The sequence below is a fragment of the Terriglobales bacterium genome (assembly GCA_035454605.1).
GTDB lineage: Bacteria > Acidobacteriota > Terriglobia > Terriglobales > Acidobacteriaceae > DATMAB01.
In genome coordinates this window covers 1-17,833 of sequence record DATIGQ010000154.1, presented here as the reverse complement: position 1 = coordinate 17,833, position 17,833 = coordinate 1, and the positions used below count along the sequence as shown (strand labels likewise).

General features: G+C 64.9%; 18 protein-coding genes. 15 read left to right on the top strand and 3 right to left on the bottom strand.

The window, feature by feature from the left end; genetic code table 11:
- The 14 genes from VLE48_11165 to VLE48_11100 all read left to right on the top strand — a co-directional run.
- On the top strand, positions 1-231 hold a 231-nt coding region (locus VLE48_11165; protein HSA93561.1), incomplete at its 5' end, for a helix-turn-helix domain-containing protein.
- 643 nt (positions 232-874) lie between these two features.
- Positions 875-1,219, top strand: coding sequence for a hypothetical protein (locus tag VLE48_11160; protein HSA93560.1), 345 nt, complete (start codon positions 875-877; stop codon positions 1,217-1,219).
- Positions 1,216-2,700: a hypothetical protein gene (locus VLE48_11155; GenBank protein HSA93559.1), complete on the top strand. Its 1,485-nt coding sequence runs from the start codon at positions 1,216-1,218 to the stop codon at positions 2,698-2,700. The genes VLE48_11160 and VLE48_11155 overlap by 4 nt, the downstream gene beginning before the upstream one ends.
- Positions 2,697-3,380, top strand: coding sequence for a hypothetical protein (locus tag VLE48_11150; protein HSA93558.1), 684 nt, complete (start codon positions 2,697-2,699; stop codon positions 3,378-3,380). The genes VLE48_11155 and VLE48_11150 overlap by 4 nt, the downstream gene beginning before the upstream one ends.
- 136 nt (positions 3,381-3,516) lie before the next feature.
- Complete coding sequence (locus tag VLE48_11145; GenBank protein HSA93557.1) at positions 3,517-3,876, top strand: response regulator; 360 nt, start codon at positions 3,517-3,519, stop codon at positions 3,874-3,876.
- A complete protein-coding gene (locus VLE48_11140) occupies positions 3,876-4,397 on the top strand; it encodes a chemotaxis protein CheW (protein ID HSA93556.1) in 522 nt (173 codons plus the stop codon). Before VLE48_11145 ends, VLE48_11140 begins: the two co-directional genes overlap by 1 nt.
- 25 nt (positions 4,398-4,422) lie before the next feature.
- Entirely contained in the window at positions 4,423-5,883 is a 1,461-nt protein-coding gene (locus VLE48_11135) for a HAMP domain-containing methyl-accepting chemotaxis protein (protein HSA93555.1), read from the top strand.
- A gap of 45 nt (positions 5,884-5,928) precedes the next feature.
- The gene (locus VLE48_11130) at positions 5,929-6,792 is read left to right on the top strand and encodes a protein-glutamate O-methyltransferase CheR (protein HSA93554.1); all 864 of its coding nucleotides are present in this window, start codon (positions 5,929-5,931) and stop codon (positions 6,790-6,792) included.
- Positions 6,789-9,836, top strand: coding sequence for an Hpt domain-containing protein (locus VLE48_11125; protein HSA93553.1), 3,048 nt, complete (start codon positions 6,789-6,791; stop codon positions 9,834-9,836). The genes VLE48_11130 and VLE48_11125 overlap by 4 nt, the downstream gene beginning before the upstream one ends.
- A gap of 9 nt (positions 9,837-9,845) precedes the next feature.
- Positions 9,846-10,979, top strand: coding sequence for a chemotaxis response regulator protein-glutamate methylesterase (locus tag VLE48_11120; protein ID HSA93552.1), 1,134 nt, complete (start codon positions 9,846-9,848; stop codon positions 10,977-10,979).
- The gene (locus tag VLE48_11115; protein ID HSA93551.1) at positions 10,976-11,491 is read left to right on the top strand and encodes a chemotaxis protein CheW; all 516 of its coding nucleotides are present in this window, start codon (positions 10,976-10,978) and stop codon (positions 11,489-11,491) included. The genes VLE48_11120 and VLE48_11115 overlap by 4 nt, the downstream gene beginning before the upstream one ends.
- Positions 11,488-11,916: a chemotaxis protein CheW gene (locus tag VLE48_11110; protein HSA93550.1), complete on the top strand. Its 429-nt coding sequence runs from the start codon at positions 11,488-11,490 to the stop codon at positions 11,914-11,916. Before VLE48_11115 ends, VLE48_11110 begins: the two co-directional genes overlap by 4 nt.
- On the top strand, positions 11,913-12,692 hold the full coding sequence (locus VLE48_11105) for a DUF4388 domain-containing protein (protein ID HSA93549.1): 780 nt from the start codon (positions 11,913-11,915) through the stop codon (positions 12,690-12,692). The genes VLE48_11110 and VLE48_11105 overlap by 4 nt, the downstream gene beginning before the upstream one ends.
- Complete coding sequence (locus VLE48_11100; GenBank protein HSA93548.1) at positions 12,689-13,459, top strand: response regulator; 771 nt, start codon at positions 12,689-12,691, stop codon at positions 13,457-13,459. The genes VLE48_11105 and VLE48_11100 overlap by 4 nt, the downstream gene beginning before the upstream one ends.
- 155 nt (positions 13,460-13,614) lie before the next feature.
- Here the strand turns inward: VLE48_11100 and uvrB are convergent, their stop codons facing one another.
- The 3 genes from uvrB to VLE48_11085 all read right to left on the bottom strand — a co-directional run bounded on the left by uvrB (position 13,615) and on the right by VLE48_11085 (position 17,091).
- Positions 13,615-15,606 carry an excinuclease ABC subunit UvrB gene (gene uvrB, locus VLE48_11095; protein ID HSA93547.1) on the bottom strand — a complete coding sequence of 664 codons (1,992 nt, stop codon included), beginning with the start codon at positions 15,604-15,606 and terminating at the stop codon, positions 13,615-13,617.
- 71 nt (positions 15,607-15,677) lie between these two features.
- Positions 15,678-16,286 carry a hypothetical protein gene (locus VLE48_11090; protein HSA93546.1) on the bottom strand — a complete coding sequence of 203 codons (609 nt, stop codon included), beginning with the start codon at positions 16,284-16,286 and terminating at the stop codon, positions 15,678-15,680.
- Positions 16,287-16,368: 82 nt separating this feature from the next.
- Positions 16,369-17,091 (bottom strand): HAD-IA family hydrolase, encoded by a 723-nt coding sequence (locus VLE48_11085; GenBank protein ID HSA93545.1) that lies wholly within the window; start codon positions 17,089-17,091, stop codon positions 16,369-16,371.
- An 80-nt stretch (positions 17,092-17,171) separates the two neighbouring features.
- Here VLE48_11085 and VLE48_11080 point away from each other — a divergent pair.
- Positions 17,172-17,833 (top strand): thiamine pyrophosphate-dependent enzyme (locus VLE48_11080; protein HSA93544.1); only part of this gene is annotated, 662 nt, incomplete at its 3' end.

Genomic DNA, 17,833 nt, shown 5'->3' with positions numbered 1-17,833 from the left:
CCGCCCGCGCTGCACGCCGGCAACGGCGCCGCCAACGGAACCGTTCCCGCTGAAAGCCACTCTACCGACCTGGAAGACCTGGAGCGCGCGACGATTCAACGCGTCTTCGAGCAGGTGGGCGGCGACAAGGCGCTGGCCGGGAAAATGCTCGGCATCAGCCGCGCTACCCTCTACCGCAAGCTCAAGCGCTACAACATCCGCATGCCGGAAGGGGCGGCGGGAGGATCCTAAACCGCCAAGGCGGGGAAACCGGACAGAGCTTGGCGCATGTCATCCCGACGTTGAAGGTGGCTGATGATTGTTGACCTAGATCAACTGACCGAGCTACTTCAGGTGGGAGTGAAACTCAACGACACGAAGCCGTCCGACGCCCTATGGATCAGATTTACGGACGACAGCACGCACAAGACAGTTACATATCGAACTGCCACAGGAAACGAGATTCTCCAAGTTTATCTCGATGAACATGGCGCTCTAGTTGGGATTGAGATCTTTCCCTGATGACCCTCGGCAGCTGGCTGCCCCACCCCTATCGCTCCCGCTCTTAAGGTCGATAGGGTGGGTTCGATGGCTCGGTTACTCCTGAGATTCGTTTCAACCTGAGACGGGTCCCTCGCCTAAGTTCCCCCGTCCTCCGCGACGTGACTTCCTCCGAAATCAATAACTTACAGCCAAGAATCCCTGAGGAAACCGTTTGGCCGCACCCTTGCTCTTAGTCGGGTGCGAATCTTCACGCCATCGCAGCGGTCTCGGTCCTGACCGGCCGGGACGGGTGAAGAACATAGATCGCGACGCTTCCAGCGCAGGCGGGCCGGGACCTTGATCTCTGGCCCCGGCCATGCCGCTCGAAGCGGCGAGGCGCTGAGGAGACGGAGTGTCCAACCAAGCCAAAGCTGTGTCTGCCCCCGAGCCCTTTGTAGCCAAGTTGGCCCGCTACTTTCCTGAGGCCGTCGGAGTCCACCTGCCGGTCGAAGTCACCGGTTACACGCCCGCGGGGGAGACCATCCACGAGCGGACGCTCATCGAATTCGGCACGCCGCGCGAGGCCCTGTTCGCCTCCGACCTGCCGCTGGAATTCGGCGACCTGGTGCGCCTGGAGAACTCCGACCGCTCGCTCACCATCGACGCCGCCGTGGTCGCGGTGCAGTATCACAACGGAAAGCGCGCCGTAGCCGCCCGCTTCGCCCGGCCTCTGCCCACATGGATCATCAAGAAATGACTACCACTGCCACTTCCATTGCCGTGACTGCCGCCCAATGGCGTGAAGCGCGGCGCATCTATCCCATTTACGACGCGCTCACGCGCTACTTCGAGCTGGGCCTGGCGCCGCTGCCCGAAATGGAATCAGCGCCGGAGCGCGTCAGCGCACGGACCATGAGCCACGTCCTGGGCTGGCTCGATGAGATGGACGAGCGCGTTAAGGTCTACCAGTTGCGCCAGTTCCTGCAGACCTCGCCCCTGGCCACCGAGGAGAGCCTGCGCGCGCTCATTCTCCGCCACCTGAACAAAGTGGAGAGGAGCGACGCCGATCGCGACAAGCTCGATTTCCTGCTGGTGCAATACTTCGTGCACACCGCGCCCGCAGAGTTCCACGACCGCGATGTCAGTGAAGAAGAGGTTCTGGTGGTGCTGGCGCCGGTCCTGGGGGAGGTTGCGGCCGAGCCCAGCGAGTGCTCGCCGGTGCTGGAAGACCTTCTGGAGCGGATGCGCCAGTGTGCGGGGCTGAGTGAACTGTTCGCCGCCGGCGTGCTCGACGAAGGCCGCCGCTGGAAGACCGCGCTCGGCGAGGCCTACTACGAGCCGCTCACACTGGTGGCCTTCACACGCTTCAACTACCTCATGCGCGGCGCATTTTTCCGGCTCATGCAGGCCGAGTTGCACGCTATCCGCGTCGCTGCCGATACGCTGGCCGCCCGCGGAGTTGAGAGCGTGGACTGCAGCGTCTGCGGGCTGGCTGCCACCCAGTCTCTGGCTGACCTTCGCCGCCTGGCACAGGAATGGAAGAAGCCCTTCCAGGCGTCCTACGCCGCCGGCCGTCCGTTTGAGCAGTTGATGGCCATCCGGGAGTGCCTGGAAAAGGCGCTTCAACCTGCGGCTCCGGTCCCGGCTGAGCCGGTGGCATGTGAATCTGAAGCAGAAGTGCTCGAAGTAGAGGAGGCTAGGGCAGAAGCAGACAAAGCCCAAGAGCCAATAACAGAAGACCCGACCGCGGAAGCGGCTGCCGTTGCGGTCGAGCCGGTTCAGCCCTCCCCCGCCGTTCCCGAAGTAGAGGAGCCAGCCGGCCCTGCTGACGTGGATGCCTGCATCGAAGCCATCGCGGAGCAACTCCTGGCGTCGCCTCGGCGTGGCTCCGCTGCGACCACCATCGTGCTGAACGGCTCCAAGGTCCTGCTTTCCACCTGGGAAGTGGCGAGCTTCGTTCAGGGTGGCGACGAGATTTCTGACGCGTTACAGCGCGCCGTAGCCGCGCGTACCTGGTTGTTCGAGGCTATGGATCGCGCTAAGCGCACCGGCCAGCCGCTTTATCTGAACGGCCGGCTTACGGCGGCGCAAGCTGAAGCGACCAGCTTGTCTGAATGGACCGAAAAGGCCAAACAGACGAAGAACATCGACGCGGCGGTGAACCTCGCCGCCACCGCCAAGCGCCTGCAGTCAGTGATTGACGAAGCCACCCGGCTGTCGGACGGAGGTGCGCAGTGAGCGACGCGAGCGTCCTGATCATCTCCGACGAGGTGGAATTCGCCCACACCATCATGGGCCGCTGGCAGGTGGAGCGCAGTGTGCCCGCCTTCACCCTGATGAGCAGCGACTCCTGGTGCGAGAAGCACGCCGGCGACTATGCCCTGGGCATCCTGGGCCGAGTGCGCGGCAACCGCACCGACTTCATACTCGAGATGCTCGCCGCTTCTCCCGCGCCCACCATCTACGTGGCTGCGGACGGCTCGCGCGCCGCTGCGCTGCGCTCCAGCCACAAGCACCTGCACATCGTGAGCGGCTACGACGGCTGGGCCGATTTCGTCGTCCAACTGGGCGGTGAGATCCTGCGCCGCCTCGACGCCGACGCCCGCGCGCGCGAAGCCGAGCAGGAAGCCGCCGCCGCCAAGCGCAACGCCATGCTCGGCCGCTACATGCTGGAGATGCGCCACGGCCTGAACAACGCGCTGACCTCCATCCTGGGCCACGCCGAACTCATGCTGCTCGAGCCCGGCGCGCTCTCCGGCCACGAACGCGACCAGCTCGAAACCATCCACTCCATGGCGGTGCGTGTGCACGAGATCATGCAGCGCTTCACGTCGCTGGAGACGGAGCTGAGGTTCGCTGAGAAAAAGTCTCAGCCTGAGACCGGATTCCGCCCCTCCTCGCTCGTCTCAGTGCAGTGAGACGGACCATGTGCCTCCGCCTAACTCACTGTTGCAGTGAGCCTTAGCGAGAATCTCCCCTGCGGCCCTCCCCCTCTTCCTGCCTTGGCGTCGCGATTGCTTTCTTTCCTATGGGAACCCCCGAGAGAGTGTGCCCGTGAGAAAGATTCTGATTGTGGACGACTCGCAGGCGGAAGCCAGGCTGATCCAGGCGGTATTGAAGGATGCCGGCTACTGGCCGGTGGCTGTGCATGAGCCCAGCCGCGTCGAGCAGATGATCGAGGTCGAGCGTCCGGTGCTGATTCTGCTGGACGTGGTGATGCCCAACCGCAACGGCTTCCAGGTTTGCCGGGAGCTGAAGAATCACGCGGAGTACGCCCGCATCCCGGTGGTGATGGTGACCTCGAAGAACACGCCCAGCGATCGCTTCTGGGCCGAGCAGCAGGGCGCCGACGCGTTCATCGGCAAGCCCTTCAGCCGCGAGGAGCTGCTCAAGACCGTGGAGAGATTCGTTTGATGGACATGCCGGAAGAAAACCAGATCGAGCCCCTGGCCGCAGAACCGGAAAGCGGCGAGGCCGTGCTGCCGGAAGAGCGGCTGCCGGAGCGTCAATTCTGCGTGTTCCGCGCCGGGCGCGAACGCTTCTGCCTTTCCGTGCTGGACGTGGAGGAAGTGGTGGAGTGGGGCCCGGTCACGCGCATGCCGCTGGCGCCACCGTTCCTGATGGGGATTTTCAATCTGCGCGGCGCCATCGTGCCGGTGATCGATATCGCGTTCACCGAAGGGCGGCGCGCGGATCTGCCGCCGCGGCACGTGGTCGTGGCCGCCCAGTCGGGCGACCCGGAGCGCGAGGACCTGCGCCTGGGCATCGCCGCCGACGAAGTGATCGGCACCTTCACCACCACCGATCCCTTGCTGGTGAAGGAAGCGCCGCGCGAGGTGCCGCATTGCAGCGGCATGCTGCGGCATGAGGATCGTTTGGCCCTGGCCCTGGACCTGCGCCGCCTGGTGGCGGCGTTTCCCGTGCCGGTGATCTGACAGAGTTCTTGTTTTGGAGGCTGCTATGAAAGGTCGTTTGAGTTCGGCCCTGGGAATCGTGGTCGCGCTGAATCTTGCCGCGCTGTTCGCGGTGCTGCTGTTCGCGTTCGGCGCCGGCTCGAAGTCGGGCGGGCTCTCCATCGCGGATTTCACCCGCATGGAGTCCACCGCCGGGTTCCAGTTGCTGGCCGCATTCGCCATTGCGGTGGCTGCCAGCATCGGCTTGTGGGTGGCGCTCTCTGCCAAAATCGGCACGCCCGTGCAGACGCTTTCGGAATTCTCCGAGCGCCTGGCCTCGGGCGACTACCGCACCCGCATCGCGCTGGAGAGCGATGACGATTTCGGCTACATCGCCATGAACGTGCAGCGCGTGGCCGACAAGGTCGCGCGCGCCTCCCAGAACCAGGAGGCGCAGGAGAACCTGCAGCGCAGCGTGACCGAGTTCCTGACTATCACCAGCCAGATCTCGCGCGGCGACCTGACCCTGCGCGGCAAGGTGACCAACGACGCCCTGGGCAACGTGGTGGATTCGGTGAACTTCATGCTCGATAACTTCGCCCGCGTCCTGGAGCGCGTGCGCAAGGCCGCCATCGACGTTTCCGCCAGCGCCAACCAGATCCTGGTGGCCTCGGAGGAAATGGCGTCCGGCGCCACGCAGCAGGACCAGGAGATCACCAACACCTCCTCGGCCGTGGAAGAGCTGACCGTCTCCATGAAGCAGGTGTCGAACAACGCCGAGGCCAGCGCCGAAGCCGCGCGCCGCGCCCTGGACGCCGCCGAGCAGGGCAACCGCTCGGTGCGCGACACCCTGGAAGGCATGCAGCGCATCCGCGCTTCCGTGCAGGCCACCGCGAAAAAGATCAAGTCGCTCGGCGACCGGTCGCTGGAGATCAGCGAGATCATCAACGTCATCAACGACATCACCGAGCAGACCAACCTGCTGGCGTTGAACGCCGCCATTGAAGCGGCGCGCGCCGGCGAGGCCGGCCGCGGCTTCGCCGTGGTCGCCGATGAAGTTCGCAAGTTGGCCGAGCACTCCCGCGCCGCCACCAAGGACATCGCCGCCCTCATCAAGGCCATCCAGGCTGAGACCAACGAGGCGGTGGTGGTCATGGAGGAAGGCACCAAGGAAGTGGAAGTCGGCGCCCGCCTGGCCGATCAGGCCGGCAAGGCCCTGGAGGCCATCTCCAGCGTCGTCCGCCAGTCGGCGGAGCTGGTGCAGGAGATTTCCCTCGCCTCCAAGCAGCAGGTGCGGGGCACCGAAGGCGTGGCCAATGCCATGCAGATCATCTCCAGCATCACCCGGCAGACCGCGCAAGGCGCTCGCCAGACGGCTTCCACGGTGGAGCAGATGGTGAAGCTCTCCGAACAGTTGAACGAGGCCCTGTCGCAGTTCCGCGTCAGTGCGTCGGCTGCGGCCTCCGCTCCCGGCAACGGAAACGGCAACGGCAATGCGCGCGCGGAGATGGCGGTCGCGCGTCGATAGGAAAACGATCAGTGGGGCCCCGTCGGCCCCTGAGGAAGCAAGGTGATGAACGCAGCGCTCACCGGGCATGAAATGGCGGAAATCCGCGCCCTCATCGAGGCGCGCTCGGGAATCCTGTTTGACGATTCCCGCGAGCGTTTCTTCTCCACCCGCGTGCGCGAGCATCTGGAGCGCAAGGGGCTGGGAGGAACGGCCGAGCTGGTGCGCCTGCTGCGCTCTTCGAACGTCGAGTACGACGCTTTCCTGGAAGGCCTCCTGACCCAGGAGACCACTTTCTTCCGCTATCCCGCGGTGTACGAGGCGCTGGAGACGCGCGTGCTCCCCGAGATTCGTAACCGCAAGTTCTGGCATGATCCGCGCACCCTTCGTATTTGGAGTGCGGGATGTTCTTCCGGCGAAGAGCCCTATTCCATCGCTCTCACCATCGCGGAGACGCTGCCCTTCGCCGAAGCCTGGGACATCCGGCTCTGGGCTACGGACATCAGCAAGCGCGCCTTGGAATTCGCCGAGCGTGGCGTGTACAGCCGTCGCAGCCTCGCGAACGTGGACATGGGCCGCCGCGAAAACTACTTCACCAAGGTGGGCGAGCAGTTCCAGGTGAAGGCGCGGTTCCGCAACATGATCAGTTTTGCGCCCTTGAACCTGGCGCAGCCCGTTTACATGGGACGCTTCGACTGCATCTTCTGCATGAACGTCCTGATCTACTTTTCCGAGGCGCGCCGCGCCCAGCTCATCCAGCGCTTCCATGATTCGCTCGAGCCCGGCGGCTACCTCTTCCTGGGTCATGCCGAGTTCATCTCCCGGGCCAGCGTGAAGCTGGAAACCATCGTCCACCGCGACTGCCGCATCTACCGCAAGCCCGTCGATCCGCCCGTGCGCGCTGCTGCTGCTACGGAGGGCAGGGAATGAGCCCCAATCAGGAATTCGTTGAGGTCTTCCTTACCGAAGCCTCCGAGCACCTGCAGTTCCTGCGCGAGTACTCCGGCATTCTGCAGGACCCGTATCCGGCGGCTGATGATCTGGAGCGCCTCTACGCTGCGGCGCACACCCTCGCCGGCGCCTCCGCCATGTACGGCTACCCGCAGTTCTCCGAGGTCGCGGGCAAGCTGGCCCACATCTTCCAGTACGCCATGAACGCCTCCGTTACCCAGGAGGCCGCGGCTCCGCTGGTGGAGTTCATCTCCGAGGCCGTCTCCGTTCTCGAATCCGACCTGCTGCTCATCAGCAACAACGCGGTGGAGGCGGAAGAAGAGCTGGCTGCCTTCAAGGAGAAATTCCCCTTCGCCTTCCAGATGCATGCGGAGGAGGCCTGGTCGGAACCCTCGGCCGGCGAAAGCGAAGAGCCGGCTTCGGCTTCGGAAGATTCCGCCGCGCCCGCGTTCGAAGATTTGCCGCCAGACGGCGACGTTCCTGACGAGATTCTGGAGTTCTTCGTTCCGGAAGCGGAAGAGCACCTGCAAGTAGTGACGGAGTGCCTGCTGGCGCTGGAAGCGAACCCCAACGACGAAGATATCCATCGCCTGTTCCGCGCCATGCACACGGTGAAGGGCTCGGCGGCACAAGTGGGCCTGCACCGCATCGCCCGCGTGGCCCATCGCGCCGAGGATCTGGTAGGCCGGCTGCGCGACGGCGAGCTGCGCCCGAGCGCCGAGATCGTCGATATCTGCCTGGAGGCGGTGGATACCCTCAAGAAGTTCCTCTACCGCCAGTGGAGCGATGAAGCCACGTTGCAGTCGGTGGTGAAATCGCTGCTGACCCGCATCGCCCGCCTGGCGCCGGAAGAGTGCGATTCCGCATTGCCATCCGCGTCTGCAATCACGCCGCTAGAAGCGGCCGAATCCGTTGTCGAGGAAACGGCGGCCGAAGAGGGAAGCGCCCAGCCCGCGCCGGCCGTCGAATCTCCCCTCGCCGAATCTGCTGCCCCCGAAGTGGTTCTGGCTGAGGCGGAAGCCGAGCCGGTGCTGGCGGGCAAGAAAGAACTGGCGGCGATGCCGCAGTCCAAGTCGGTGCGCATCGCGCTCGAGCGCCTGGACCGCATGATGAACGCGGTGGGCGAGCTGGTGATCAACCGCACCCGCATGATGGGCCGCGTCTCCGAATTGGAGCGCCTGGCGGACGTCCTCAACTTCTCCAAGGCGCGCATGTCCGAGAAGGTCTCGGAGTTCACCGAGAAGCATGAGTTCAGCCGTCTGCCCAGCGCTTCCCCCATGCCCTTCAAGGCGGCCTTGTATCGCGCCGCCCTTTCCGGCTATTCCCACGCGCTCGATGACGGTCCCTCCGAGTTCACCGAGCTGGAGATGGACCGCTATGACGACTTCAACATCCTCTCCCGCTCGCTGACCGAGATCTCGGCCGATATCACCGAGGTGCTCACCCAGCTCGATGGCTTCGTGCGCCGCGTGGATACCGACATCGACGAGTTCAGCAAGCTGGCCCACCGCCTGCAGGACGAGATCACGCAGGCGCGCATGGTGCCCATCGGCAACCTGTACACCCGCATCTCGCGCACTGTGCGCGATGCTGCCAAGGCCGCCGGCAAGCAGGTGGAGCTCGACTTGGCGGGCGCGGAAACCGAACTCGACAACAACATCATCCAGCAGATTTCCGATCCGCTCATTCACCTGGTGCGTAACTCCGTGGCCCACGGCCTGGAGCGCTCGGAGGAGCGCTACCTGGCGGGCAAGCCCGACGTGGGCACCGTGGCCGTCCGCGCCTACCACCGCGGCAACCACGTCTACATCGAGGTCGAGGACGACGGGCGCGGCATCGACTACGAAAAGGTCCGCAACACCTCCATCGAGGCCGGCCTGGTCACGCCCGAGGACGCGGCTTCCATGGCCGAGCGCGACCTGCTGGAGTTCCTCTTCCATCCCGGCTTCTCCACTGCGCCGCGCAAGACCGAACTGGCGGGCCGCGGAGTGGGCCTGGACGTGGTCCGCGCCAATCTGGCCGCGCTCAACGGCGAGGTCGAGATCGACACCCAGTTGGGCCGCGGTACCCGTTTCACCCTGAAGGTGCCGCTGACGCTCATCATCTCCCAGGCGCTGTTCGTGCGCTGCGGCACGCACAGCTTTGCCATGCCGCTGGCGTTCGTGGAGGAGATCCGCCGGCTCAACCAGTCGGAGATCGAGGAAGTGGGCGGAAAGCTGCTCACCCGCGTGCGCGACGTCGTCACCGAGATCGTCCGCCTCGACCAGCAACTGGGCCTGGAGCCCATCCAGCCGGTCAACGGCTGGTACCGCATGGTGATCGTCAACGTCGCTGGCCGCCAGGTGGGCGTTGTGGTCGAAGAAGTCCTGCGCAAGGACGAGATTGTGATCAAGAGTTTGGGCGAGTACCTGCGGAACGCCAAGCTGTTCCCCGGGGCCACCATCGCGCCCGACGGCAGCCTGATCCTGCTGATCGACGTGAACCGCCTGGTCGCAGGCGAAGCCATGGAGCGCCGGCCGCTGATGGCCGCCGCCACCGTGGCCCGCGTGTTTGCGCCGGGCGCTGCCGCCGTGGCCGCAGGGACGCTTCCCGCCGCCGTCGTGGACGCCGTTCCCGAGGACAAGGTGGTGGTGCTCGCCGACGATTCCATCAGCGTGCGCAAGTTCGTGGGCCGGATGCTGGAAAAAGCCGGTTACCGCGTGCGGCTCGCGTCGGATGGACTTGAGGCTCTCGAGATCGTCACCCAGTCACGCTGCGACCTGGTCGTGACCGATCTCGAGATGCCTCGTACCAACGGATACGAACTGATGGCTCACCTGCGCCAGGATGCCTCGACGGCTGCGTTGCCGGTCATGGTCGTAACCTCGCGCGCCGGCGCCAAGCATCGCGACCGCGCCCTCAAGGAAGGCGCCGTCGCCTTCCTTACCAAGCCCGTGCAGGAGGATGCGTTCCTGGCGGAGGTGGAGCGCCTCATCGGTCCCGCTCAGCCGGCTGCCGCTCCGGCCGTGGAGGCTCTCTCGTAGGAAAGGATCATGCAAGGATTGGGCAAAATCCGGGTGCTGGTCGTGGATGACTCGGCCTTCATGCGCAAGGTCCTGCAGAGCCTCATCAACGCCGACTCGCAACTGATGGTGGTGGGCGAAGCCCGCGACGGCCGCGACGCCGTCGCCCAGGCCGAAGCGCTCAAGCCCGACGTCATCACCATGGACATCAACATGCCGCACATGGACGGCCTGCAGGCTACTGAAATCATCATGGGCTCCAACCCCCGACCCATCGTCATCGTCAGCTCCGAATCGCGCGAAGGAGCCGAGCCCACGCTCAAGGCGCTGGAGCTGGGCGCCATCGATTTCGTCGCCAAGCCTTCCGGCGGCGTCGATCTCGATATGACCGTGGTGCGCGAAGAGCTCTGCCGCAAGCTGCGCCTGGCCGCCAAGGTGCGCGTGGTGCGTACCGCTACCCGCTCGCGCCTGGGCCAGGAGATCGCCAGCGCCGTGCCGCGCACCGAGCCCGGCTCCAAGCCCGCGGTTCCGGCCGGCCGTTTCGCCAGCGCCGCTTCCGCCGCCAACGGCCGCTTCCCCTTGGTGGTCATCGCCTGCTCCACCGGCGGCCCCGCCACCCTCATGAAATTGTTCCCGGCTTTCCCCAAGGATTTTCCCGGTGCCGTGCTGGTGGCCCAGCACATGCCCGGGATGTTCACCGCGCAATTCAGCCAGCAGCTCGCCGAGACCTGCGCCATCCGTGTGAAGGAAGCTGAGCCCGGCGAGATCGTGCAGCCGGGCACGGTGTACGTTTGCCCGGGAACGCACCACATGCGTGTTTCGCCCACCGGACGCATCCAGCTCGATGACGGCCCGCGCATTTCCGGCTACCGTCCCTGCGCTGACGTCACTCTGGAAACCGCCGCCGCCTACGCCGGTCCCCTGACCGTGGGCGTGGTGATGACCGGCATGGGCAACGACGGCTGCCGCGGCATCCTGGCGGTCAAGCAGGCCGGCGGACACGTCATCGCCCAGGACGAAGCGACTTCCGTCATCTTCGGCATGCCCGCCGAGGCCATCAAGACCGGCGCCGTCGACCAGGTGGCGCCGCTCGACGCCATCTATGCCGGAATCGAGAAGCGCGTGCTCTACGTCTACGGAGCGCAGAAGGTGGGTGTGCTGTGAGGATCGCGCGCAAAGAAAGCCGTCGCGCCCGCGGGCGCCGCAGCGAAGCCGTCATCCTGTTCGCGGTCGGCTCCGCCACCTTCGCCATTGCCGCCCAGGCGGTGGACGAGATCCGTTCCACCCAGGGCCTGTGCCCGCTGCAGTTGCCCGCCGGGCACAGCCACTTGGCGAAAGTCCGTTACACGCTGGAGCGCGGCTCCCGCACTTTCTACGTGGTGGACATGGCCCGCCACTTCCGCGTGATCGAAACCGCGCCCAACCGCATTCTGCTGTTGCGAGGGGTGCCTGTCGCCCTGCTGGTGGCCGGCGTCGATCGCATGACCGAGATCGTGTCCGTGCGCGCCCTGCCGCGCGCCTTCCGCGGGGAAGAGCGCCGCTGGTACCGCGGCCTGGCCCTGGTCGGTGACCAGGTGGTTCCGGTCGTGAATCCCGAAGCGTTCCTCAGCAGGGCCGAGCAGATGGTGCTGGGTGCCGCACTTGAGGAAAGCCCGTTGGAGCTTGTGTTCACATGATTCCGTCGGCGACCAAGTCGTATGTGTTGTTTCCGTTGGGCAAGAAGCGTTTTGCCTTGCCCGCGGAGACGGTGACCGAACTGGCGCGTCCCGACCGCCTGCAGCCTTTTCCGCACACCACTCCTCTGCAGGCCGGAGTCCTCGTGCGCCGCGGCCGTATCCTGCCCGTGTTCGACGTCGCCCAGGTGCTGGTTCCAGCCGCTGCCCCGCCGCGCCGTTTTTATCTGATTGCCAATCGCCGGATCGAGAGCGTGAGCGAGCCTACCGCCATCCCGGTTTCCGGCGAATGCGAACTGGCCAGTCTGGCCATGATCCCGCCCACGGGCCGCCTTCCCGAATATGTCTGCGGACTGCTGCCGCTCAAGGATGAGCTGGTCGAGGTGGTCGATCTGGAGGCCCTGGCCGCCACGGAGGAATCGCGATGAGCACACAAGCCATCGACACCGCGCCCCGCGTGCTGCTGATCGACAGCAACGTGTTCTTTGCCCGCCGCCTCTCGGACGCACTCAAGCACGAAGGCCTGGAGGTGGTGCACAGCACGCAGTCGGCGTATGCGCTCACCATGCTGGAATGGAATCCGCCCACCGCCATCGTTTGTGCCACCAACCTGCGCGAGCTGGGCGCCTACGAGATTTCGCGCATTCTGAACGGCGACGCGAAGACGGCCGGCATTCCCATCATTGCCATGGGTGACGGCGGCGACCAGGCGCTCATGGAAGCGTTCCGCGCCGGTTGCGACGATTACGTGGACCGCCGCCTGGGTCCGGAGACCATCGCCAACCATGTCCGGAGCTTCCTGCGCAGCCATCAGGAGGGCTTCCAGCCGACCCAGATGCTGGAGCAGACCGAAACCGCGCTCAGCGGCAACCTGCAGCACCTGGATCTGCCGGGGGTGGTCCAGATGCTCATGCATTCGCGCCAGACCGGCGCCCTGCACATCAACGCCGCTTCCACCGATGGCGTGCTGTTTATCGACGGCGGCGAGATCAGCCATGCCGAGGTCGGTGAGATGGTCGGCGACGACGCCGTCGTTTTCATCGTCAAGAACTGTAACGGCGGCGCCGATGGCGTCTACAAGTTCGTTCCTGGAGCCACGGCCGGCACCCGCACCGTGCTCAAGTCGGCCACCGAGCTCATGCTCGATGCTTTGCGCGAGGTGGATGAGGACGAAGAGGGTGCCGCCCACGGAGGTACGGAATGAGCGACATGTCCACTTTCACCGGGATGGCGGGAACGCCGCCGCGCGAATCCGTCGTCACGGAAGCCCCCACCGTCCTTTTCATCGACGACAGCGCCACCATGCGCGAGGTCATCAAGGTCGCTTTCCGCCGCGAGAACATCCAGGTCATCGCGTGTCACGATGCCGCCACCGCGTTCGCCCAGATCGAGCAGTCCCGCCCCGACATAGTCATCTCGGACGTCATCATGCCCGACAAGGACGGCTACGAAGTCTGCGAACACATCCGCAATCACCCCGCCCTGAGGAAGATTCCCGTCATCCTCATGAGCGGAGTCGTGAATAAGCAAGTGGCGGAAAAGGCGTTCGCCGTCAAGGCCGACGAGCTGATCCGCAAGCCGTTCCAGCCCCAGGATCTCATCACGCGCGTGAAGCATCTGCTGCATCCCGCGGCGCCCGCCCCGCAGCCGGTTTCCGCTGTGGCCGCGAACGCCGCCCTGAGCAGCATCTTCTCCGGGCAGCCCGGCAATGGAACGAACAGCGGCGACGGCAAGCAGCCCGCCGCCGCGCGAACCCTTGCAGCACCTACCGCTACGGCGCCGCGTGCGCCGGCTCCGCCCGCTGTGTCGCGCGCCACGGGTGCGCCAGCTTCGCCGGACGCCGCCCGATTGCGCATGGAGATTCTGCGCCTCGAGGGTTTGGTCAAGAAGTTGCAAGCAGAATTGGAAGCCGAGCGCGAATACTCCCGCGCCCTGGAAGCGCACTTCAAAACGCTGCAGGGAGGGGAGTAGGAAGGTTTCGGTGAGAGGGCACGGCTTTAGCCGTGCCGAGAGCGAGCAGAATCGTCGGGGCTTTAGCCCCGGCTCAAGCTTGCGTCGGCCCTCAGGGGAGGAGCGACGCAATAACGGGGCGCCCTGTGGAGAGAGCAGGGCGCCCTTGGTTTTTCCTACGTAAACAGAAACTCCTTCGTCCTCAAATCCCGGATCGTATCCCGCAGTTTCGCCGCCTTCTCGAACTCGAATTTCTTGGCCGACTCGCGCATTTCGGTCTCCAGCCGCGCGATGTAAGCATCCAGCTCCTCCTGGTTCTTGAAGTCGGGCATCTCTTCCAGCGCCGAAGCCGTGAAGTCGGCGTAGTCGGCTTCGACGATGGAGGCCAGCGACATCTCCACCGGTCGCACGATGGACTCGGGCGTAATGCCGTTGGCTTCGTTGTAGGCGTGCTGGATGGCGCGGCGGCGGTCGGTTTCGTCGATGGCGCGGCGCATGGAATCGGTCATCACGTCGGCGTAGAGTATGGCGCGCGCGTTCAGGTTGCGGGCGCAGCGCCCGATGGTCTGGATGAGCGAGCCGGCCGAGCGCAGGAAGCCTTCCTTATCGGCGTCGAGGATAGCCACGAGCGACACCTCGGGCAGGTCCAGGCCCTCGCGCAGCAGGTTGATGCCGATCAGCACGTCGAACTCGCCCTTGCGCAGGTCGCGCAGGATCTTCACCCGCTCCAGCGTCTCGATCTCGCTGTGCATGTAGCGGCACTTCACCCCCACCTCGCCGTAGTATTCGGCAAGGTCTTCGGCCATGCGCTTGGTGAGCGTAGTCACCAACACGCGCTCTTTGCGTGATGCGCGGTCGCGGATTTCGGCCAGCAGGTCGTCGATCTGCCCCTTGACCGGCCGCACCTCGACTTCGGGATCGACCAGCCCCGTGGGCCGGATGATCTGCTCCACCACCACGCCCGCGGATTTCGTCAATTCATACGGTCCCGGCGTGGCGGAAACGAAGACGGCCTGGTTCACGCGGTGCTCGAATTCCTCGAACGTCAGCGGTCGGTTGTCCAGCGCGGAGGGAAGGCGGAAGCCATACTCCACCAGGGTCTGCTTGCGCGACCGGTCGCCGTGGTACATGCCGTGGAGTTGGGGCACGGTCTGGTGCGACTCGTCCACGAACAGCAGGTAGTCGCGCGGCACATAGTCGAGCAGCGTGGGTGGCGCCTCGCCCGGCAGGCGCCCAGAAAAATGACGCGAATAGTTCTCGATGCCGTGGCAATAGCCGACCGTCTTGATCATCTCCAGGTCGAACATGGTGCGCTGGTGCACCCGCTGCGCCTCGACGGTGTGGCCCTGCTTCTCCAGTTCCTTCTCCCACCAGGCCAGTTCTTCCTTGATGGAGACGACGGCGGCGTCGCGCGTCTCCTCGGACATCACGTAGTGCGTCTTGGGATAGATGGGCAGGCGCACGTAACGTTGCTTCACCGTACCGAACAGCGGATCGATCTGTGAAAGCTGCTCCACCTGGTCGCCCCACAGCTCGATGCGGTAGGCCATGTCGTCGTAGGTAGGGAAGACCTCGATCACGTCGCCGCGGACACGAAAAGTCCCGCGGCGAAAGTCGGTGTCATTGCGCTCGTAAAGGATCTCCACCAGCTTGCGCACGATGTCTTCGCGCTTGATTTTCTGGCCCTTCTCCAGAAACAGCAGCATGCCGTAGTAGGCCTCGGGCGAACCCAGGCCGTAGATGCAGCTCACCGAAGCCACGATCAGGCAGTCGCGGCGCTCAAATAACGACCGCGTCGCCGAAAGCCGCAGCTTGTCCAACTCGTCGTTGATGGTGGCTTCCTTCTCGATGTAGACGTCGGCCGCGGGAATGTACGCTTCGGGCTGGTAGTAATCGTAGTAGCTCACGAAGTATTCCACCGCGTTCTGCGGGAAGAACCCCTTGAACTCGTGGTAGAGCTGCGCAGCCAGCGTCTTGTTGTGGGCCAGGACCAGCGCGGGCCGGTTGATGCGTTCCACCACCTTGGCCATGGTGTAGGTCTTGCCTGACCCGGTCACGCCCAGCAGGACCTGGTGCTTCTCCGCGGCGAGCAGCCCGCGCATCAGGGCATCAATGGCCGAGGCTTGGTCGCCGCGCGGCTGGTAGTCGGAGTGGAGATGGAAGTCCATGCGAACTTTTGATTATAGATTCACCACGGAGACACGGAGACGCAGAGGGAGTCGCACGAATCCGCGGCAGGCTATTTCCACCGATGTCCGACCAGGTCGGCCTGGTAGCTGCGTTCGTCCAGGCGCGTCAGCCGTTTCTCCATCCATGGTCTAAGCAGTGGGGTGTGGAAGATGTCGCAGAGATAGTTGGGGATGAACCAGACCTCCCTCTCGGAGGTCATCCAGTCGAGATGGTCGAAGCGCTTGAGGTTGACCGGACGCGAGAAGTTCCGCAAGGTCCGCTCGCGGCGAAGGTTGAAATACGAATTGAAGTAGCTCATGGCCAGCTCGCGCAGCGAGCGATACACGGGTTCGCGGTAGCGGCAGGAAGCGAAGTTCGACGCTGCCACTGCGCCCCAGTGCCCACGGACCTTGAAGACGGCCAGCACGTGGTCGGTATCCTGCTCGGCTTCGAGGTCGACGAGCAGCGGGGGAAAACCCAGGACGCGCAGCGCGGCGGCCGCGAAGATAGCGCCTTCCAGGCAATGCACGGTGCGCTCGCGCAGGACGCGCCGCGGCGACCAGCAGGTCATGGCCAGATGGTAGCGAAGGGAATCGAGGAAGCGCTGCACGCCGGCGGGCGTCTTGAAAGAGCGCAGGGTGCGCAGCTCGGCGCGTGTGAACCCGAAGGTGTTGCTCACGCGCCCGCCGCCCCAAGCCGCTCAAAGAAGAATCTCGCCACGGAGACACGAAGGCACGGAGAAAGGCTCAGCAGGAAACCGTTCATCCTCTGTGCCTCTGTGTCTCAGTGGTGAGTTGGAACAGATCGGCCCACTGTTGGGGCGAGTCCACGAGCACGTCGGGCGGGGCGGCCTCGAGCGTGTGCGGCACGAAGCCGTAGCTCACGCCCACAGTCCAAACGCCGGCGTTGCGGCCGGTGATGACATCGATGTCGCTGTCGCCGATGATGACCGCTTCTTCCGGCAGGGCGCCGCTTTCCCCGAGCAGCGTCTGGACGCCCAGCGGGTCGGGCTTCTTGGTATGGAAGCTGTTGCCGCCGTACACGCGGAAGAAGAAGCCGGCGAGGCCGAGTGCCTCGAGGATCTGTTCGCTGGGCCGCACCGGCTTGTTGCTGAGCACCGCCATGCGGAAGCCGTCGTCGGCGCCGTTGCGTTGAGAGCGCAGCGCCTGGAGCGCTTCCTGAACCCCGGCATAGACGTAGGTGTTATCCAGCTTGTGCTCGCGATAATGAGCGAGGAAGAAGTTCAACGCCTCGGTGACGAAGCGCTCCTCATCGGGATCGCCCAGGGCGCGGCGCACCAGCATGGGAGCGCCGTCGCCGATGTACCCGGCGATGACGTCGCAAGGCAGTTCGGGCTTGCCGTAGTGGCGGAGCATGGCGTTGACGGAATTAGCCAGGTCCAGGCGCGAGTCCACCAGGGTGCCGTCGAGGTCGAAGATCAACAGCTTGAGGTCGGACGCGGGAATAGGGCGCAGCACCTTCACGGTTTTTCAGTATAGCGCCCGCAGACGTTCTAAAATGCTGGCTAAGGCCGTATTCTGCGCACATCCGCTCCGAGGTGAACATGGGAAGCAAGGCTGAGGCCAGAGCGTCGTCGAAGGCTGCCGTCGTGGAAGCGCCGCGCGCCGACAAAGGCAAGGCGGAGAAGACCTGGCAGGGACTGACGCGCAAGCAGCTCATCGAGATGTACCGGCTGATGTTCCTGTCACGGCGGCTGGATGACCGCGAGATCCTGCTCAAGCGCCAGCAGAAGATCTACTTTCAGATCTCGGGCGCGGGGCACGAGGCCGTGCTGGTGGCCGCGGGTATGGCGCTGAAACCCTCCTACGACTGGTTCTATCCCTACTATCGCGACCGAGCCTTCTGCCTGGCGCTGGGCATGACGCCCTACGAGCAGTTGCTGGAGGCCGTGGGCGCGGCCGATGATCCCAACTCCGGCGGCCGGCAGATGCCCGCGCACTGGGGCCACCAGAAGCTGAATATCGTCAGCCAGTCGTCGCCGACGGGCACGCAGTTCCTGCAAGCCGTGGGCTGCGCCGAAGCGGGCCGTTACTTCGCCCGGCATCCGGAAGCGGCCCAGAAGGTCGAAGGCGACTATCGCCAGTTCAAGGACGTGACCTTCCAGGGCGACGAAGTCGTGTACGTCTCCGCGGGTGACGGCACCACCAGCGAGGGCGAGTTCTGGGAAGCGATGAACTCCGCCGCCAACCTCAAGCTGCCGGTGTT

Coding starts and splice junctions, on each gene's coding strand:
- uvrB (HSA93547.1), bottom strand. CDS start 15,606: ATGGACTTCCATCTCCACTCCGACTACCAGCCGCGCGGCGACCAAGCC.
- VLE48_11110 (HSA93550.1), top strand. CDS start 11,488: ATGATTCCGTCGGCGACCAAGTCGTATGTGTTGTTTCCGTTGGGCAAG.
- VLE48_11155 (HSA93559.1), top strand. CDS start 1,216: ATGACTACCACTGCCACTTCCATTGCCGTGACTGCCGCCCAATGGCGT.
- VLE48_11130 (HSA93554.1), top strand. CDS start 5,929: ATGAACGCAGCGCTCACCGGGCATGAAATGGCGGAAATCCGCGCCCTC.
- VLE48_11100 (HSA93548.1), top strand. CDS start 12,689: ATGAGCGACATGTCCACTTTCACCGGGATGGCGGGAACGCCGCCGCGC.
- VLE48_11120 (HSA93552.1), top strand. CDS start 9,846: ATGCAAGGATTGGGCAAAATCCGGGTGCTGGTCGTGGATGACTCGGCC.
- VLE48_11140 (HSA93556.1), top strand. CDS start 3,876: ATGGACATGCCGGAAGAAAACCAGATCGAGCCCCTGGCCGCAGAACCG.
- VLE48_11125 (HSA93553.1), top strand. CDS start 6,789: ATGAGCCCCAATCAGGAATTCGTTGAGGTCTTCCTTACCGAAGCCTCC.
- VLE48_11105 (HSA93549.1), top strand. CDS start 11,913: ATGAGCACACAAGCCATCGACACCGCGCCCCGCGTGCTGCTGATCGAC.
- VLE48_11135 (HSA93555.1), top strand. CDS start 4,423: ATGAAAGGTCGTTTGAGTTCGGCCCTGGGAATCGTGGTCGCGCTGAAT.